Below are 16,763 nucleotides of genomic sequence, written 5' to 3'. Positions count from 1 at the left end.
TATATTATCTGTTATTTTCTTATATAAAATTAAATAGAGGAGTGGTCTAGAAAATGTCTAACTGGGAAACAAAATTTGCGAAAAAGGGTCTTACATTTGATGATGTTTTATTAATTCCGGCAGAAAGTCATGTGCTACCTAATGAAGTGGATATGAGCATCCAACTAGCAAAAAATATTAAGTTGAATATTCCTCTAATCAGTGCAAGTATGGATACTGTAACAGATAGTAAAATGGCGATTTCAATGGCTCGTCAAGGTGGTTTGGGAGTTATTCATAAGAATATGAGCATTGCTCAACAAGCAGACGAGGTTCGTAAAGTAAAACGTTCTGAAAGTGGCGTAATCATCGATCCATTTTTCTTAACGCCAACAAATTTAGTGGCAGATGCTGAAAACCTAATGAGTAAGTATCGTATTAGCGGCGTACCAATTGTAGAAACAATGGAAAACCGTAAATTAGTAGGGATTATTACAAACCGTGATATGCGTTTTGTAACGGATTATCAAATGAAGATCGATGAAGTGATGACAAAAGACAACTTAGTAACAGCCCCAGTTGGTACTTCTCTAAAAGATGCTGAAAAGATTTTACAAAAACATAAAATTGAAAAATTACCAATTGTTGATGAAAATAATCGTTTAAGTGGATTGATTACGATCAAGGATATTGAAAAAGTAATTGAATTCCCAAATGCAGCGAAAGATGAACATGGTCGTTTATTAGCAGCTGCAGCTGTTGGTGTAACTAGTGATACGTTTGAACGCGCGGAAGCTTTGTTGGAAGCAGGAGTAGACGCAATCATTATTGATACGGCCCATGGTCATAGTGCAGGGGTAATTCGGAAAATCAAAGAAATCCGTGATACGTTCCCAGAAGCTACGTTGATTGCTGGAAATATCGCAACGGCCGAGGGAGCTAAAGCTCTTTATGATGTCGGTGTCGATGTTGTTAAAGTTGGGATCGGTCCTGGTTCTATTTGTACGACTCGTGTTGTAGCAGGTGTGGGTGTGCCTCAATTAACAGCTATTTATGATGCAGCATCTGTTGCTCGTAAGTATGGAAAATCAATTATTGCTGATGGTGGGATTAAATATTCTGGAGATATCGTGAAAGCCTTGGCTGCTGGTGGACATGCTGTTATGTTAGGTAGTATGTTAGCTGGTACGGATGAATCACCTGGTGAATTTGAAATTTATCAAGGACGTCGCTTTAAAACATATCGCGGAATGGGTTCATTAGGCGCAATGGAAAAAGGGTCAAGTGATCGTTATTTCCAAGGTGGTGTCAATGAAGCAAATAAATTAGTGCCAGAAGGTATTGAAGGTCGCGTTGCTTATAAAGGTAGTGTCTCAGATATCGTGTTCCAAATGATCGGTGGTTTAAAATCAGGTATGGGCTATGTTGGTGCTGCAAACTTGAAGCAATTACGCGAAGAAGCACAATTTATTCAAATGAGCGGGAATGGGTTGAAAGAATCTCATCCTCATGATGTACAAATTACAAAAGAAGCACCTAATTACTCTGTAGAACAATAAACAAAAAACTCTTATGTCGATAGGACATAAGAGTTTTTTTCTTTATTGCACAGGACGTTCATCTTTAGAACCATAATACATATGCAAAGGTTTTGCTTTGTTCCCTAATAATGCTTTAGAAGGTAAAATTTCATAACCTGCTCCACGTAGATGGTCAATCACAGTAGATACTGCATCTACTGTTTCAGGATGAATATCATGCATTAAAACGATTGTATCGTTATAAGCAGTATCATCAATCCGTTTAATGATAGCTTGAGCATTGTGACTTTGCCAGTCTTGTGAATCTACAGACCATTGAATGATCGGCTTCCCAATGATTTTCGCTACATCTTTGTTGATAGCCCCATAAGGTGGTCTAAAATCAGTAGGTAGTTTGCCAATAGCATGATAAATGGCTTTATCCGTTTTTTGGACTTCATCTGTCACTCTTTGTGCATCAACACCAGTTAATTGAGGATGTGAGTATGAGTGACTAGCTACTTCGTGACCTTCATCGGCCACTCGTTTTACAAGGGCTTCATGTTTGACGACGTTTTGTCCTAACATAAAGAAAGTTGCCTTGACGTCTTTTTCTTTTAGAATATCTAGAAGTCTAGGTGTTGTTTCCGGGTTTGGACCATCATCAAACGTTAATGAAATGTATTTTTTATTTGGGTCTAGTGGTTCGGGTAAAGCATCTTTGATAGCAGTTGGGTCAACAAATTCAGGATTTACATAACCAGCAATATCTTTGTAAGGCAATGTGATTTCTTTTTTACCAGTAGGATTTTCCGGTAAGCCTAAGCTAATTGAATCAGCATGGTAGGTGAATGCAGTTCCCTCTAAAGAAATCTTAGGCATGTTGAGAATACTATCGATAATAGCATTACCATCTGGACTTTCAGAGAGTAGTTTTTGTTCAATGATTTGTTGAACAGCCAACATATTGGCTTCACCCATGAAAATATCCTGTAGTGTCAGCGGTTGTTTGGTCTGTTGATTAACAAACGCTGTATTTTTACCCATTTCGGTTTTCTCAGACCAATCTTCATCATTATAATCCCAAGTATACGTGTCAACAACTGGTTGATAACCAATCACTTGTTCAGTGATTTTAAGCATTTTTATGTGACCGACAAGCTTGATGGCAGTTTTTTTTGAGCTGTCTTTTTCAGCCGCGGTCATCAAAGCGGTCAATTCAGTTTTGATCGCTACTAATTGAGGGATAGAGTCAGATGCAGTAGGTTCATAGGTCAGTGTTTGAATATTGCCGTTCGTTTTTTCTTGCTCAGTACTTTCAAGCGCCTCATTTTTTTGAGATTCTCGAATTTTTGCTAGCAGTGCCGCATCTTTTTGTTCAAAATAACTATTGTCTTCAAGTTCATTGGCTTCTTTTGGTTTATGCTGCATTGCGTACGTAGCATAAACACCACCACCAATTAAAATAAAAGAAACGGTTAAAATTGATACAAATGCTAATTTTTTTGAAAAAACGTGTTTCTTTTTGTTGCGGCGGCTGTTTCTGGTTCCTTGTGGGTGATTATTTCTCTCCATAACGTCTATCCCTCTAATTTTATATATTTGATTATTTACGGTCTTTTAAATGTTATCATGCCTTTTTGGGACTTTCAACTGCTATACTGTTATGGAGATGATTCTTTTGATTTATTTAATTTTTTTTATTTATCTAAAAAAATTATTTAATCAGTTTTAAATTGCCCATATAGGGTACTAAAACTTCAGGAATCGTCACTGTTCCATCTTCATTTTGATAATTTTCTAAAATAGCTGCAACTGTTCGGCCAACTGCTAAACCTGAACCGTTTAATGTATGAGCATATTGAACTTTGTCATTTTCATCACGGTAGCGGATCATTGCACGACGAGCTTGGAAATCTTCGCAGTTTGAGCAAGAGCTGATTTCGCGGTAAGCATTTTGTGCTGGAATCCAAACTTCTAAGTCATAGGTTTTCGCAGCAGAGAAGCCCATATCTCCTGTAGCTAATGACATAACACGGTAAGGAAGATTTAGCTTTTGTAAAATATCTTCCGCATTTGCTGTCATTTTTTCTAATTCTTCATAAGAATGTTCTGCATCACTGAATTTCACCATTTCTACTTTATTGAATTGATGTAAACGAATCAATCCTCGTGTATCGCGACCAGCACTGCCTGCTTCAGAACGGAAAGACGGGCTTAAAGCTGTAAAGTAGATCGGTAAATCTTGACCATCCAAGATCTCGTTATTATAGTAGTTTGTCAGAGGAACTTCAGCAGTTGGAATCAACGTCATATCAGTGCCTTCTAATTGGAAAACATCTTCCTTGAATTTAGGGAATTGTCCAGTTCCAAACATAGAATTGCTATTTACAATATAAGGCGTCATCATTTCAGTGTACCCATGATCGTAAACATGCATATCCAACATAAAATTGTATAATGCTCGTTCAAGTCTAGCACCTAATCCTTTATAATAAACAAAACGACTACCAGATACTTTTGCGCCACGCTCGAAATCAAGAATGTCTAAATTTTCGGCTACGTCCCAATGAGGTTTTGGTTCAAATGCGAAATTTCTTGGCTCGCTCCAACGACGAACTTCAACGTTATCCTCTTCATCAGCGCCTACAGGTACTGAATCATGAGGAAGGTTGGGTAAAGTTGTAGAAATCTCTTGTAGTTTGTCATCAATTTCCTCAATTTCAGTATCCATCGCTTTGATATTCCCGCCAACTTCTTTCATTTCAGCGATTTTGTCAGTAGCATCTTCTTTATTTCGTTTTAATTGTGCGATCTCAGCCGAAACATCATTACGATATTTTTTCAGTTCTTCTGATTTCACTAATAAGTTACGACGGCTTTCGTCCAAGCGCAAAAATTCTACTAATACCTCTTCTTTGACACCACGGGTTTTCAATTTTGTTTGTACTTCATCAAAATTTTGACGGATCATTTTTACATCTAACATACTTACTCCTCCTTATTTTAAAAGCGTAGCAGACTCGTTCAGCCTTGACAGAAAAATAGGGAAATATGAATGTGGCGTTTTTTGTCACAATCATATTTTATCTTTTTTCCAAAAAACTATTCTGCGAAGCTAGATAACATATAAAAGCGTGGCTAGGTAATCTTGTAGCAAAATAAAAAGCCACTCCATCCCCAGAAAAAAATCTTGGGACGAAATGACTTGAATTTCGCGGTACCACCCAAGTTCAGCATGATGCTGCCCTTGTAGTGCAGATAACGGCTGCCACCGGTTTGGCTTATTTCGTCAAACGCATAGAATAGAGACGGACTTCTTTATAGTTGAATATTTGCTTTCACCACCGCAAACTCTCTTTGATTCATTACTATAAATACTTTTTCTCTTTGCTTGTCATTAGGATACAAAACTTTTGTTGGGATGTCAACCTTGGTAAGTGATTAATGTAAATATAATTGAAAGTTCATTTTTTGTTATTTCTTAGAATCTAATATCGATTCTTTAAAGGGTATGATAAAATAGTAATCAATTAGTGAAAAAAGAATTAATAACCCTTAATAACTTGGAGGATAGAGCTTGAATAAATCAAGAAGGAAAACATGGATTCAACTGAGTATTTTATTGTTAATGGTTTTTATAGCAGTCAGCGCTTATTTTTTTTTGGTTGGTGACATCTCAAGGTAACTATCTTGGCATTGGAGGTAGAAAAGAAGGGAATACGTGGGTTGTAACAAAACTACAGGCTGATGGTGCAGCTAATAGTAGTGGTGTAAAGATAAATGATGAATTAAAATTCATCGATAAACAATCAATAAACGAGAATAGACTATTGAATAATTGGCTGATTGTAGAACAAGCTAAAAGTGTGGTTGTTGCAAGAGACGGTGAGTTACATACAATATTGTTTTCTAAAAATAATCGAAATTTTAAAGTATTCTGTATTTTCTTCATTATTGGTTTGGTGTATCTGCTTTTTCTGATAGGACTTTCCAAAAAACAATTAACCAATAATAGCTCTAAACGATTTTATCAATTTAATGTGCTGGCTATTTTTACGTTGTTATCAGTTGTTCCTTCTAGTATGGGAAATTACTTTGGGAGGCTCATTATTATTTTGTTTATCTCAGCTTTTCCTTTTTATGTCTATACGTTTTTAGATAAATCTAAATCAATAAATATAGTCAATAGTAAAATCGTACGATTTATTGGATTAGTCGGATTAGTGAATATTTCTCTGATGTTCTTTGTATATTGCGTCCAATTACCTATTATTTTAACTGAATATTTATCCGTTGGCGTATTTTACTTGCTGGGTTTTATTCTGATTACTCTATCAATCAGCGATTTAAAAAAAAGGTTTTCTAGTAAGACGAGAGAAGAAGGAATACAAGTAAATTTATCCTTAATCAGTCTATTGAGTTTTGTCCCCTTATTTTTATTTTATATTTTACCTACTGGCTGGGTAGCACCGTTTTATTTAGTGGTTATTTTTACAATATTTCCAATTTTTGGTGTAATTCATCTGTTGATATTGTCACGTTTTTTAAGATATAGGTATCGGATGAACCAAGCACTGTTATATTTTATTCTCGCTTTTATTTTATCTTTTACGATAATTCTAGTCTCCTTATTAGGTAGATATGTTCCTCTTGCCATCTTATTGTGCTATGTTTTTCTGTTGATTTACTCTTTTTTCCCGTTGATTGGCGAACTGATTTTAACTGTGAAACGAAATAAAGAGTATAGTGATCCAGTTTCATTATTTGTCGCTGTTGAAGATGAGAGAGAAAGTATCTCTACTTATATTCATGACACGGTTATTCAAGATGTCATCTATTTAATGAAGATTGCTGAAGAAAAAGAGAGTAGTATCGCGAAAGAAGTTATTATTCAGGAATTAGACGAAGTAATATTTAACTTGAGAGAGCTATGTTCAGATATCTATCCATTGATGATTAAAGAAATGGGGTTGACCAATACGATTGTTTCTATGATTGAACAGACAATGAAGAAATATTCTGTGGGAATAACGCATAGTATAGATACAAAAGTAGAGCACTACCCAGTGAAAGTGAATAATTTTATTTTGCGTTCCTTGAAAGAGTTTATGAACAACAGTATTTTGCATGGAAAAGCAGATGAAATCGAATTGATTATCACGTGTAAGGATGAGCTTTGTGAATTTAAAGTATTGGATAATGGGAAATATATTCAAAAGAAAGATGATACTCACGCACATTTTGGATTGGAAGTAATTAAAGAAAAATTGATTTTGCTTGGTGGGGAACTATTGATTGAAACAAATGATCAAACGATTATTACGATGACCCTTCCTTACGATCATTTAAAAGGAGAAATGATATGAATATCAGAATGGCACTAATTGATGACCATCGACTTGTACTAGAAGGGCTGCGTAATAAATTAGAAACAGTTCCAGAATTTGATATCATTGGAGCCTACACAACAGTAGAAGAATTTTTGATTTGTATTAAGTACAAGAATATAGATGTTGTAGTGATGGATCTGATGTTAGATGGTGTTCATGGATTTGATTTGGTAAAGAAAATAAAAGGTATGGCTAATAGTGATGTGAAAGTCATTTTGATTTCAGGTTTTTATGAAGAAATGCTTCACAAAAGAGCATTAGAATTAGGTGTAAAAGCATTTCTTCGTAAAGAGACAAGCTATGAAGAACTTATTAGTACAGTAATCAATGTCTATAAAGGAAATCATGTAATCCCAGATTTTCTAGTTTCAATAGAAGAAAATCCGATTTTAAGTGAAATAGAAATAAAAATTATCAACCTGATTGTCAATGAATATACAAATGAAAAGATTTCAAAAGAACTTTATGTAAGTCGAAGAACAGTTGAGTCTCATGTAACTAATATATGTAGAAAACTTGGAGTAAACAGTCGAATTGGTGCAGTTAGAGAAGCAATTAAATTGAATTTAATCAATTAATGAGGAAACCCGCAAAAAAACATTCGGAAGATACGGATGTTTTCTTGCGGGTTTCCTTTTATGCTAAGTATATCAAATTGAAATGAGGGAAAAAAATGGTTGTTGACGAAATACTTGGTAAGTTTGAAACTAGATATTTTGGTTTGGGGCACAAAAATACAGAATACAGTTTACTAGATGGAGTAGAGGAAAACGCATTTAGTTCAGAAATTGTATTTGTTGCGAAGATCAATCAATCATGTGGTTGGTCAGAAAAAAATGGGGAAAGTTTGAAACCGCATTTAAGTACAGTTGATGGCTTGATATTGGCAGTTTTAGTTGCAGAGGGTTATTTATGTAGATATAACTCGGATATCTGTCTAGACACTTTATATTTAGCTTCTTTTGAAATCAAGGCAGGAGTTGTACCTGTGGAAGATTTAAGGAGAATACCGATGATCTTGGAAAAAAGAATCATTCAAAAAGATAAACAGAAATTTACTGTTTTCATTTTAGGAATGAGAATTACACTTCAGTTGAAGAAGTGTAACAGTACAACTATACAAAATAAAAATAGCAAAGAACAAGTAGCACATTACATGAGTAACCATTTAAAACACTTACGTCATGATATCCAAAATATTGAAATTTTTAATGGAAAAGAAATGATGTGTGAAGTAACTCGATCAATGCAAAGTGAGGTTATCTATTCTGGAATAGGGAGTAAGGTTGCCCAAGCGATGTCTTTGATTGAATGGTTGATTATTTTTTCTCAGATGAGCCAAGTTGTTGCATATAACTTTGACGATATTGAAAGGAAATATAGCGATACTTTCTGGATGCGATCGGCTAAGGCAGAAATGGACGAGCCATATCAATATAATCCAGAAAAAGTGCTTGTTTCTGGTGGAATAAACAGAACTCAGGTTATTTCAATGAATAACGAGAGCTGGAGAACATTCAATATGGCTGGTGAAACAGCTGATAGTAAGGTTAGATTTTCAGGGAAATTAGCTCATAAGGTTCCTGAAAAAGTAAGTAGTGGGAGTGAAGAACGTGGGTAAGAAGGAAATTAGGTTAGTAATTTCAGGAACGTATTCTACAGGAAAGACCACTACTACAACAGCATTATCTATAGCGACGGGAATTCCTCTGATTAATGCTTTATCAGCAAGAGAAATTTTAACTGATTTGTATCCCGGCCATCGTTTTCAAGATATGAATGCGACGGAACTATTAGCACTTGGACTCAAACGAATGGAAGAAAGAATTAGAGAAGAAATGGCACTTTATCAGAATTCGGGAAGCTTTATTTCAGATGGATCTGTAATGAACGAATGGATATATGGAACAGTAAGGATGAAGGTTGGTATAAACCCTGGATCATCATTTTCTCACAGAATGGCAAAAGCCGTATTAGGGTTACCAGCTCGTGGTTTTTTCAAAAAATATTTGGATGCTTATGGACAAGTCGCCAATCAACACGCAAAACAGTGGTATACAGATGCAGTTCACTTACCAATTGAGTTTGAAATGGATTCAGATGGACATCGTCCAGTTTCAGAAAAATATCGAGTGTTATCAGATCAAGAATTAAAAAATGCATTCATCAGTATTGGATTAGAGCCTAATCTTGTAACAGGTAATCAAATCGAACGTGTCAAGAAAATTGTTGAGTTGTATCATCTTCCCCTAGTAGTTCCTGTTGAAGAAGCAGTGAAGCTGGCACAAACAAGGATTCAAAAAAATCGAGAAGCTGTTGCTCAAAGGATTATTGAACAATATTCAGAACCTGGTTTAAAAGAGAAATTTTTAATCATGACAAAATATTAGTTAGCTTTATGGGCTTGCATCTCAGAAGAAAGATAAAACCTGAATGTGCGAAAGAATGTCACAATCATGTTTTCCTATTTTTCGTCAATGCAAAACGGCTCATTCAACTTTAAAAATTAGGAGGATATAATGTTAGAATTTAAAAATATTAGTAAAGAGTATGAGGTAGGCGAACAAAATGTAAAAGCGCTGGATGATGTAAGTTTTACAATTGAAAAGGGCAAGTTTACTGTCATTTTAGGACCTTCTGGATCAGGGAAAAGTACGATGCTTAATTTATTAGGAGGAATGGATCGTGCTTCAAAAGGAAAATTTTGTTTTGATGGACGAGATATAACGAAGTTAAATGACTTTGAATTGTCAGTTTATCGTAGAGATGTTGTGGGGTTCGTTTTTCAATTCTATAATCTTATACCTAGTTTAACTGCGTATGAAAATATTGCTATTGCAGCACAATTAACCGGAAATCAAGACAATGCAGAAAATTATTTGAAAAGAGTAGGGTTAGAGCATAGAAAAAATAATTTTCCAACACAAATGTCTGGAGGTGAAATGCAGCGTGTGTCAATTGCTAGAGCTTTAGCAAAGTCGCCAGAATTATTGCTTTGTGATGAACCTACAGGAGCTCTAGATTCAGGCACAGGAATAAAAATCATGGAAATTTTAAGAGAAGCGGCTAATGATTCCAACACAGCGGTTGTTATGGTAACGCATAATGTAGAATTTGCTAGCATCGCTCACAAAGTAATTCGTCTGCATGATGGCAATGTTGCATCTATTGAAGAGAATCCTCATCCAATCGATGTACAGGAGGTTCAATTATAGTGAGTTTTCTAAATCTAAAATTAAGACGTGATATTTTTAAAAATTGGACTCAGTTTTTCTCAGTATTTTTAATGTCATTTTTAAGTGTTTTAGTATTTGTTGGATTGCAAGGAGCATGGGGTGGCTTAGAGAAAAGCTTGGATAATTTTACCACAACATCTAATTTAGCAGATTCTTGGGTATATAGTACTGGTTTTACAAATGAAGATATTGAAAAAATTAGTGAACTCTCTGGAGTAGAAAATGTCGTTGAAAAAACACAGATAAAAGTAACCGATATAAGAGATGATACTCGAGAAAAATATTTATCAGTGGATACATACTCTAGCGATAATTTATCAACACCTTTTCTAACAAAGGGACATGAATTACCTACGAAAGAGGAAGAAGGAATTTGGCTAAATAAGGAATATGCTACTGAAAATAGTATCGCAGTGGGAGATGCTATTCAATTAAAATACAGGGAACATCAAGTCAAATTAAACGTAAAGGGGTTTATTCAATCTCCAGAAAAAATTTACTATACTGGTACACAAGAATTTATTGCCCCTAATTATTCGGACTATGGCTATGGAATTATTTCAAAGAGAACCTTACAGCAGAACTTTCAGCACCGAGGTCCCTCTAATGTAATTGAAATGAGAAACTCTAAGAATGACATTCGTAAAAATATTGAAAGTATCTTAGGAGTAAAACAGATTGCTTATTATAATAGGGAAACATTAAATGAGGTAGCAAACGCTTTAGATCGAGTTGGACAAATTCGTAATTTATCGTATATGTTCTCATTTATCTTTATCTTACTTGCAATTTTGGCCATGTATACAACTATTAGAAGGCTAATTGAATCTCAAATAAAGGAAATTGCTGTATTGAAGGCATTGGGATTTTCCAATCTGAGTATAGGTGTTCATTATGCTAGCTATGGTTTTTTAATCGGAGGAGGCGGAGCTGTTCTTGGAGCAGTAGTATCTCCATTATTGTCTTGGTTTGTTTTGAATACGCAAAAAGACATGTTTTCAATTCCTGAATGGACGATTTCGTATAACTATACTTCGTTTATTGTTATTTCGATTGTTGTCTTCACCTGTGTTTTATCAGCTTTCTTAGCTTCCAGAGAAGCAAGAATAGGGTTGCCGGTATTATTTCTTCGCGGAGGAAATACAAAAAATGTTCATTCTATTATTCTTGAAAGAATGCCCTTCTTATGGAATGCATTAAGTTTTGAAAATAGATGGGCTTTTAGAGATGCCGCTATTAATAGAGTCAGGATGTTAATGGGAATTATTGGTGTAGCTGGTGGAATGATGTTGCTTACAGCTGGCTTTGGTATGCCGGAATCAATCAATCATTTAGTAGATAAAGCATATAATCAAGATTTCACTTATGATAAAAGACTAGAAACGACAAACTTTGACGCGTTGAACGATGAATTTGACGGACAAAGCGTACAAATTTTGCCAGCTAGATATACGCCAGATGACGGATACAATCGTTTGCTGATCATTATAAGTAAAGGCTCATTTGTAAATATGAGAACAAAAGATAATAAACCTGTATCGAATGACGGAATCTATTTGACTAATGGGTTTGCAGAAAGAGCTAACTTAAAAGTAGGAAATAAAGTTAAGGTACGATCTTCCTTGGATACGAATGATTATGAGTTTGAAGTCAAAGGGATTATTACTAGCGAAACGAACCAAGGTGCTTATATTATGCAAGAAACTTGGGAGAAAGCGGGTGGGAAATTTGCGCCACATACTTTATTAGTAGGAGCAAATCTAGCAGTATCAGAACTAAAAAATAATTCGAATGTAGAATCAGTGATTAACATAGTGGATCAAAAAGGAAACGCATATGAATTCGTTGAAAGCTTAAGTAGTATTTTCATGATGATCGTGGCGTTTGCTATATGGTTGGTTGTAGTGGTTTTATATAATTTAGGAACACTGAATTTTGTTGAAAGAACAAGAGATTATGCGACGTTAAGAGTACTTGGCTTTCATAAGAAAGAGCTAAGAAGAATTACAATGATCGAGAACCTATTTACAACAGCAATCGGCTGGCTTATTGGAATCCCATTAGGATTATGGTTTTTAGACCAGTATGTCAAAACTTTTTCAACGATACACTTAGAGTATACTTCCTATATAGGCATACTTAATTTGACATTCGCTTCACTTGTCGTATGGGGTTGTTCATTAACAACAACTTTCTTTGTTGGAAGAAGAATACAAAAACTTGATATGGTGGAATCATTAAAGGGTGTAGACTAAAGAATAAGAGTTAGGAACAATACACATTCAGTGTAATTCCTAACTCTTATTCTTGTTAACTAATTTCTCTTCAAAGGCAAATGAATAATAAATGAGGTCCAACGATTATCAGATGTTGCATAGATATATCCTCCATGTAATGCAATAATGCTTTGTGCAATAGCTAAACCAAGACCTGTTCCGCCTGTTTCTTGCGAACGTGATTCTTCTACACGATAAAAACGATCAAATAATTGATCCAAAGATTTTTTAGGGATAGGTGGGCCATCGTTTCTAACAGCAATTACAGCTTCAGTTCCAACTTTTTCTACATCAATGACGATATTTTTACCGCCTTTTCCATATTTAAGCGCATTTGATAGGAGATTATTAAAGACACGCACTAACTTTTCAGTATCTCCATCCATTTTGATTGAAGCTGGATTAGCATTGACTTGAATAATCATGCCATTCTTGTCTGCTTCAAGCTCGAAATCAGCTGCAAGTTGTTCAATCAATTGAGCCATATCAAAATTGATTGAATTGATTGGGACAGAAGGTTGGCGAACTTTTGTATATTCGAAGAGATCGTCAACAAGTAGCTTCATCTGTTTTGCTTTTACATAAGCTGTATGTGTGTATTTCAGTAAATCCTCTTGATTATGAAATTGCCGATCTTCAATCAAACCTAAATAACCTATAATAGAAGTTAAAGGTGTTCTGATGTCATGACTGACATTCGTGATCAACTCATCTTTTGATTTCTCGATTTTTCGCTCATCTTCGATAGCCGCAACGGTACTATCAACTAAACCATTAATACTAGTAACGACTTTCGCTAAATCACCACTCAACTCGAAAGGGATACGATGATCGTAATTGCCATCTGCAATATAATGTAACTCACTAATAATATGACGTAACTGCATTTGACGATAACGACGGATTAATCGCCAGTACAACACGCTGACATCAACAATAAAGAAAATAGGAATCACAAATTTACTCAAACTCCAAAATAAGTCTGTATTTAGTTCTTGAGCAAAAGCACCTTTCGTTGCCCAGATGATTCCTTGTAGTGTCTGACTACCACTAAGCAGAACTGTAATTGAAACATTTAATAGAAGCAACAGGATAATTGTAACAATCCCCTCAGCTAATAATTCACTTATTTCTTTAGATGTTAATGTGATTCTCTTTTGCTTTTCGATCTTCTTTTGTCTAACGAGCATCGATCTTATATCCAACTCCCCAAACTGTTTGAATGACTTTTTCTCCGCCAGTCGCTTCTTCTATTTTATCTCTTAAGTGGCTAACGTGAACCATAACTGTTTTTGCAGAAACAATGCTTTCTTGCTGCCAGACACGCTCAAAAATTTCATCGGCACTGAAAACACGATTAGGATGGCTAGCTAATAGATACAAGATCCCAAATTCTAGTGCAGTTAGCTGGATTTCCTTTCCATCAACTGTTTTTACTTCATGAGAGTCTTTATTGATGATTAGTGAGCCGATTTCAAGTACATCTGGTTCGTCAGCTTTTTGTTGCATTTGGCTACGTCTTAAAATAGATTTAACTCGAGCCATAACTTCCAATGGATTGAATGGCTTTGTAACATAGTCATCTGCACCAGCTACCAAGCCCTTGATTTTATCCATGTCTGTCGTTTTAGCAGTCAACATAATAATTGGAATTTGAGATTCTTTTCGCAACTCTTTCACAACTTGCATACCGTCCATGATTGGCATCATGATATCTAGTATAAGTAAATCAATATCTGAAATAGTCCGAATTTTCGATAAGGCTTCTTTTCCATCATAAGCCTTAACCACTTCATAGCCTTCGTTGTGAATATAAATACTCAGTAGTTCTACAATCTCTTTATCATCATCAGCAACTAAAATTTTCATATCATTCATTTCCTCCATATATATAGTAGAATTCTTCTTCTTCATTCTAACAAAAAAATAGAAAAATTGACAAAAACAAAGAGAAGTTACGGTAAATTTAGAATATGTTACCAAAAATTAAGAAACAAGGCGAAAAGAGCCGTTTTTTTTCTAAAAAACGAACATTAAAGAACAAAAGTAATAAAACAATCGGTAACGAAAAAAACTTTCAAAAAAGTGCAAGTTTTAGTTGACCTACGCCTAGAATCTTGGTATATTATATCTTGTCGCAAGGCACCGAGGAAACATGTCAAACGATGAAGATAATATAACAGCTTAAGTTTGAAAAAAACTTTTGCAATCAGTAAAATAGTTGTTGACAAGCAGCTGCGGACCTGATAAACTAGTGAAGTTGTCGCAAGAAACAAAGACAGCTGAACGAAAATAGAATAACAATTCGAGTTTGAAAAAAACTTGAAAAATCAGCGAGAAAGTTGTTGACAAATAACAAGTAACCTGATAAACTAATGAAGTTGTCACGAAACAGTTGATAACATCAAGCAGAAAAAAACTTTGAAACTTTTTTAAAAAAGTGTTGACATCGAATCGAAGATTTGATATGATATAAAAGTTGCTGCGAGGTAACACAGTAGACCTTTGAAAACTGAACAAAGTAAGACGAACCAAATGTGTAGGTTGTTTTTACAACGGTAAAAACAAACAACAATTTTTAACAAGCAAGCAATATGCTAGCAACCAAATGAGCTTATCGATCGCAAGATCGTGTTCAACTTTTATTATGAGAGTTTGATCCTGGCTCAGGACGAACGCTGGCGGCGTGCCTAATACATGCAAGTCGAACGCTTCTTTTCTACCGAGTGCTTGCACTCATTTGAAAAGAGGAGTGGCGGACGGGTGAGTAACACGTGGGTAACCTACCCATCAGAGGGGAATAACACTTGGAAACAGGTGCTAATACCGCATAACAGTCGACACCGCATGGTGTTGATTTGAAAGACGCTTTCGGGTGTCACTGATGGATGGACCCGCGGTGCATTAGCTAGTTGGTGAGGTAACGGCTCACCAAGGCCATGATGCATAGCCGACCTGAGAGGGTGATCGGCCACACTGGGACTGAGACACGGCCCAGACTCCTACGGGAGGCAGCAGTAGGGAATCTTCGGCAATGGACGAAAGTCTGACCGAGCAACGCCGCGTGAGTGAAGAAGGTTTTCGGATCGTAAAACTCTGTTGTTAGAGAAGAACAAGTAGGAGAGTAACTGCTCTTACCTTGACGGTATCTAACCAGAAAGCCACGGCTAACTACGTGCCAGCAGCCGCGGTAATACGTAGGTGGCAAGCGTTGTCCGGATTTATTGGGCGTAAAGCGAGCGCAGGCGGTTTCTTAAGTCTGATGTGAAAGCCCCCGGCTCAACCGGGGAGGGTCATTGGAAACTGGGAGACTTGAGTGCAGAAGAGGAGAGTGGAATTCCATGTGTAGCGGTGAAATGCGTAGATATATGGAGGAACACCAGTGGCGAAGGCGACTCTCTGGTCTGTAACTGACGCTGAGGCTCGAAAGCGTGGGGAGCAAACAGGATTAGATACCCTGGTAGTCCACGCCGTAAACGATGAGTGCTAAGTGTTGGAGGGTTTCCGCCCTTCAGTGCTGCAGCTAACGCATTAAGCACTCCGCCTGGGGAGTACGACCGCAAGGTTGAAACTCAAAGGAATTGACGGGGGCCCGCACAAGCGGTGGAGCATGTGGTTTAATTCGAAGCAACGCGAAGAACCTTACCAGGTCTTGACATCCTTTGACCGCTTGAGAGATCAAGTCTTCCCTTCGGGGACAAAGTGACAGGTGGTGCATGGTTGTCGTCAGCTCGTGTCGTGAGATGTTGGGTTAAGTCCCGCAACGAGCGCAACCCTTATTGTTAGTTGCCATCATTCAGTTGGGCACTCTAGCGAGACTGCCGGTGACAAACCGGAGGAAGGTGGGGATGACGTCAAATCATCATGCCCCTTATGACCTGGGCTACACACGTGCTACAATGGGAAGTACAACGAGTCGCTAGGCCGCGAGGTCATGCAAATCTCTTAAAGCTTCTCTCAGTTCGGATTGTAGGCTGCAACTCGCCTACATGAAGCCGGAATCGCTAGTAATCGCGGATCAGCACGCCGCGGTGAATACGTTCCCGGGCCTTGTACACACCGCCCGTCACACCACGAAAGTTTGTAACACCCGAAGTCGGTGAGGTAACCCTTGTGGAGCCAGCCGCCTAAGGTGGGATAGATGATTGGGGTGAAGTCGTAACAAGGTAGCCGTATCGGAAGGTGCGGCTGGATCACCTCCTTTCTAAGGAATATTACGGAAACTTACACATTCGTCGCTACTTTGTTCAGTTTTGAGAGGTTTACTCTTATAGAAGAAGTTAATCATTGGATTTTCTTTCTTATTATATGATTCTCTCAAACGAATTGTTCATTGAAAACTGGATATTGAAGTAAAAA

At 36.6% G+C, this 16,763-nt stretch carries 11 protein-coding genes, 1 rRNA gene and 1 other annotated feature; of the genes, 8 read left to right on the top strand and 4 right to left on the bottom strand.

The window, feature by feature from the left end:
- The first annotated feature begins 53 nt into the window (after positions 1-53).
- Positions 54-1,538, top strand: coding sequence for an IMP dehydrogenase (gene guaB, locus A5819_RS06025; RefSeq protein WP_086277603.1), 1,485 nt, complete (start codon positions 54-56; stop codon positions 1,536-1,538).
- Positions 1,539-1,580: 42 nt separating this feature from the next.
- Here the strand turns inward: guaB and A5819_RS06020 are convergent, their stop codons facing one another.
- The gene (locus A5819_RS06020) at positions 1,581-3,074 is read right to left on the bottom strand and encodes a polysaccharide deacetylase family protein (protein ID WP_086277601.1); all 1,494 of its coding nucleotides are present in this window, start codon (positions 3,072-3,074) and stop codon (positions 1,581-1,583) included.
- Between the two features lie 142 nt (positions 3,075-3,216).
- Positions 3,217-4,488, bottom strand: a complete 1,272-nt coding sequence (serS, locus tag A5819_RS06015) for a serine--tRNA ligase (RefSeq protein WP_086277600.1) — start codon at positions 4,486-4,488, stop codon at positions 3,217-3,219.
- Positions 4,489-4,690: 202 nt separating this feature from the next.
- Positions 4,691-4,902, bottom strand: a binding site (T-box leader).
- Positions 4,903-5,170: 268 nt separating this feature from the next.
- Here serS and A5819_RS06010 point away from each other — a divergent pair.
- The 6 genes from A5819_RS06010 to A5819_RS05985 all read left to right on the top strand — a co-directional run bounded on the left by A5819_RS06010 (position 5,171) and on the right by A5819_RS05985 (position 12,383).
- Positions 5,171-6,868 carry a hypothetical protein gene (locus A5819_RS06010; RefSeq protein WP_086277598.1) on the top strand — a complete coding sequence of 566 codons (1,698 nt, stop codon included), beginning with the start codon at positions 5,171-5,173 and terminating at the stop codon, positions 6,866-6,868.
- Complete coding sequence (locus A5819_RS06005; protein ID WP_086277597.1) at positions 6,865-7,470, top strand: response regulator; 606 nt, start codon at positions 6,865-6,867, stop codon at positions 7,468-7,470. Before A5819_RS06010 ends, A5819_RS06005 begins: the two co-directional genes overlap by 4 nt.
- 95 nt (positions 7,471-7,565) lie before the next feature.
- The gene (locus A5819_RS06000) at positions 7,566-8,513 is read left to right on the top strand and encodes an AvrD family protein (protein WP_086277595.1); all 948 of its coding nucleotides are present in this window, start codon (positions 7,566-7,568) and stop codon (positions 8,511-8,513) included.
- A complete protein-coding gene (locus A5819_RS05995) occupies positions 8,506-9,282 on the top strand; it encodes an AAA family ATPase (RefSeq protein WP_086277593.1) in 777 nt (258 codons plus the stop codon). Before A5819_RS06000 ends, A5819_RS05995 begins: the two co-directional genes overlap by 8 nt.
- A gap of 129 nt (positions 9,283-9,411) precedes the next feature.
- On the top strand, positions 9,412-10,107 hold the full coding sequence (locus A5819_RS05990) for an ABC transporter ATP-binding protein (protein WP_086277591.1): 696 nt from the start codon (positions 9,412-9,414) through the stop codon (positions 10,105-10,107).
- Positions 10,107-12,383 carry an ABC transporter permease gene (locus A5819_RS05985; protein ID WP_086277590.1) on the top strand — a complete coding sequence of 759 codons (2,277 nt, stop codon included), beginning with the start codon at positions 10,107-10,109 and terminating at the stop codon, positions 12,381-12,383. The genes A5819_RS05990 and A5819_RS05985 overlap by 1 nt, the downstream gene beginning before the upstream one ends.
- 59 nt (positions 12,384-12,442) lie before the next feature.
- Here the strand turns inward: A5819_RS05985 and A5819_RS05980 are convergent, their stop codons facing one another.
- Entirely contained in the window at positions 12,443-13,594 is a 1,152-nt protein-coding gene (locus A5819_RS05980) for a cell wall metabolism sensor histidine kinase WalK (protein WP_086277587.1), read from the bottom strand.
- Positions 13,584-14,273, bottom strand: a complete 690-nt coding sequence (locus A5819_RS05975; protein ID WP_086277585.1) for a response regulator transcription factor — start codon at positions 14,271-14,273, stop codon at positions 13,584-13,586. The genes A5819_RS05980 and A5819_RS05975 overlap by 11 nt, the downstream gene beginning before the upstream one ends.
- A gap of 774 nt (positions 14,274-15,047) precedes the next feature.
- Between A5819_RS05975 and A5819_RS05970 the strand changes: the two genes are divergently transcribed.
- Positions 15,048-16,608: ribosomal RNA gene (locus A5819_RS05970) — 16S ribosomal RNA — on the top strand.
- The last annotated feature ends 155 nt before the right edge of the window (positions 16,609-16,763 follow it).

Source organism: Enterococcus sp. 7E2_DIV0204 (genome assembly GCF_002140855.1).
Taxonomy (GTDB): Bacteria; Bacillota; Bacilli; order Lactobacillales; family Enterococcaceae; genus Enterococcus_L; species Enterococcus_L lemimoniae.
The sequence above is the reverse complement of the archived record's forward strand: the minus strand, read 5'-3'. Positions and strand labels throughout refer to the sequence as shown.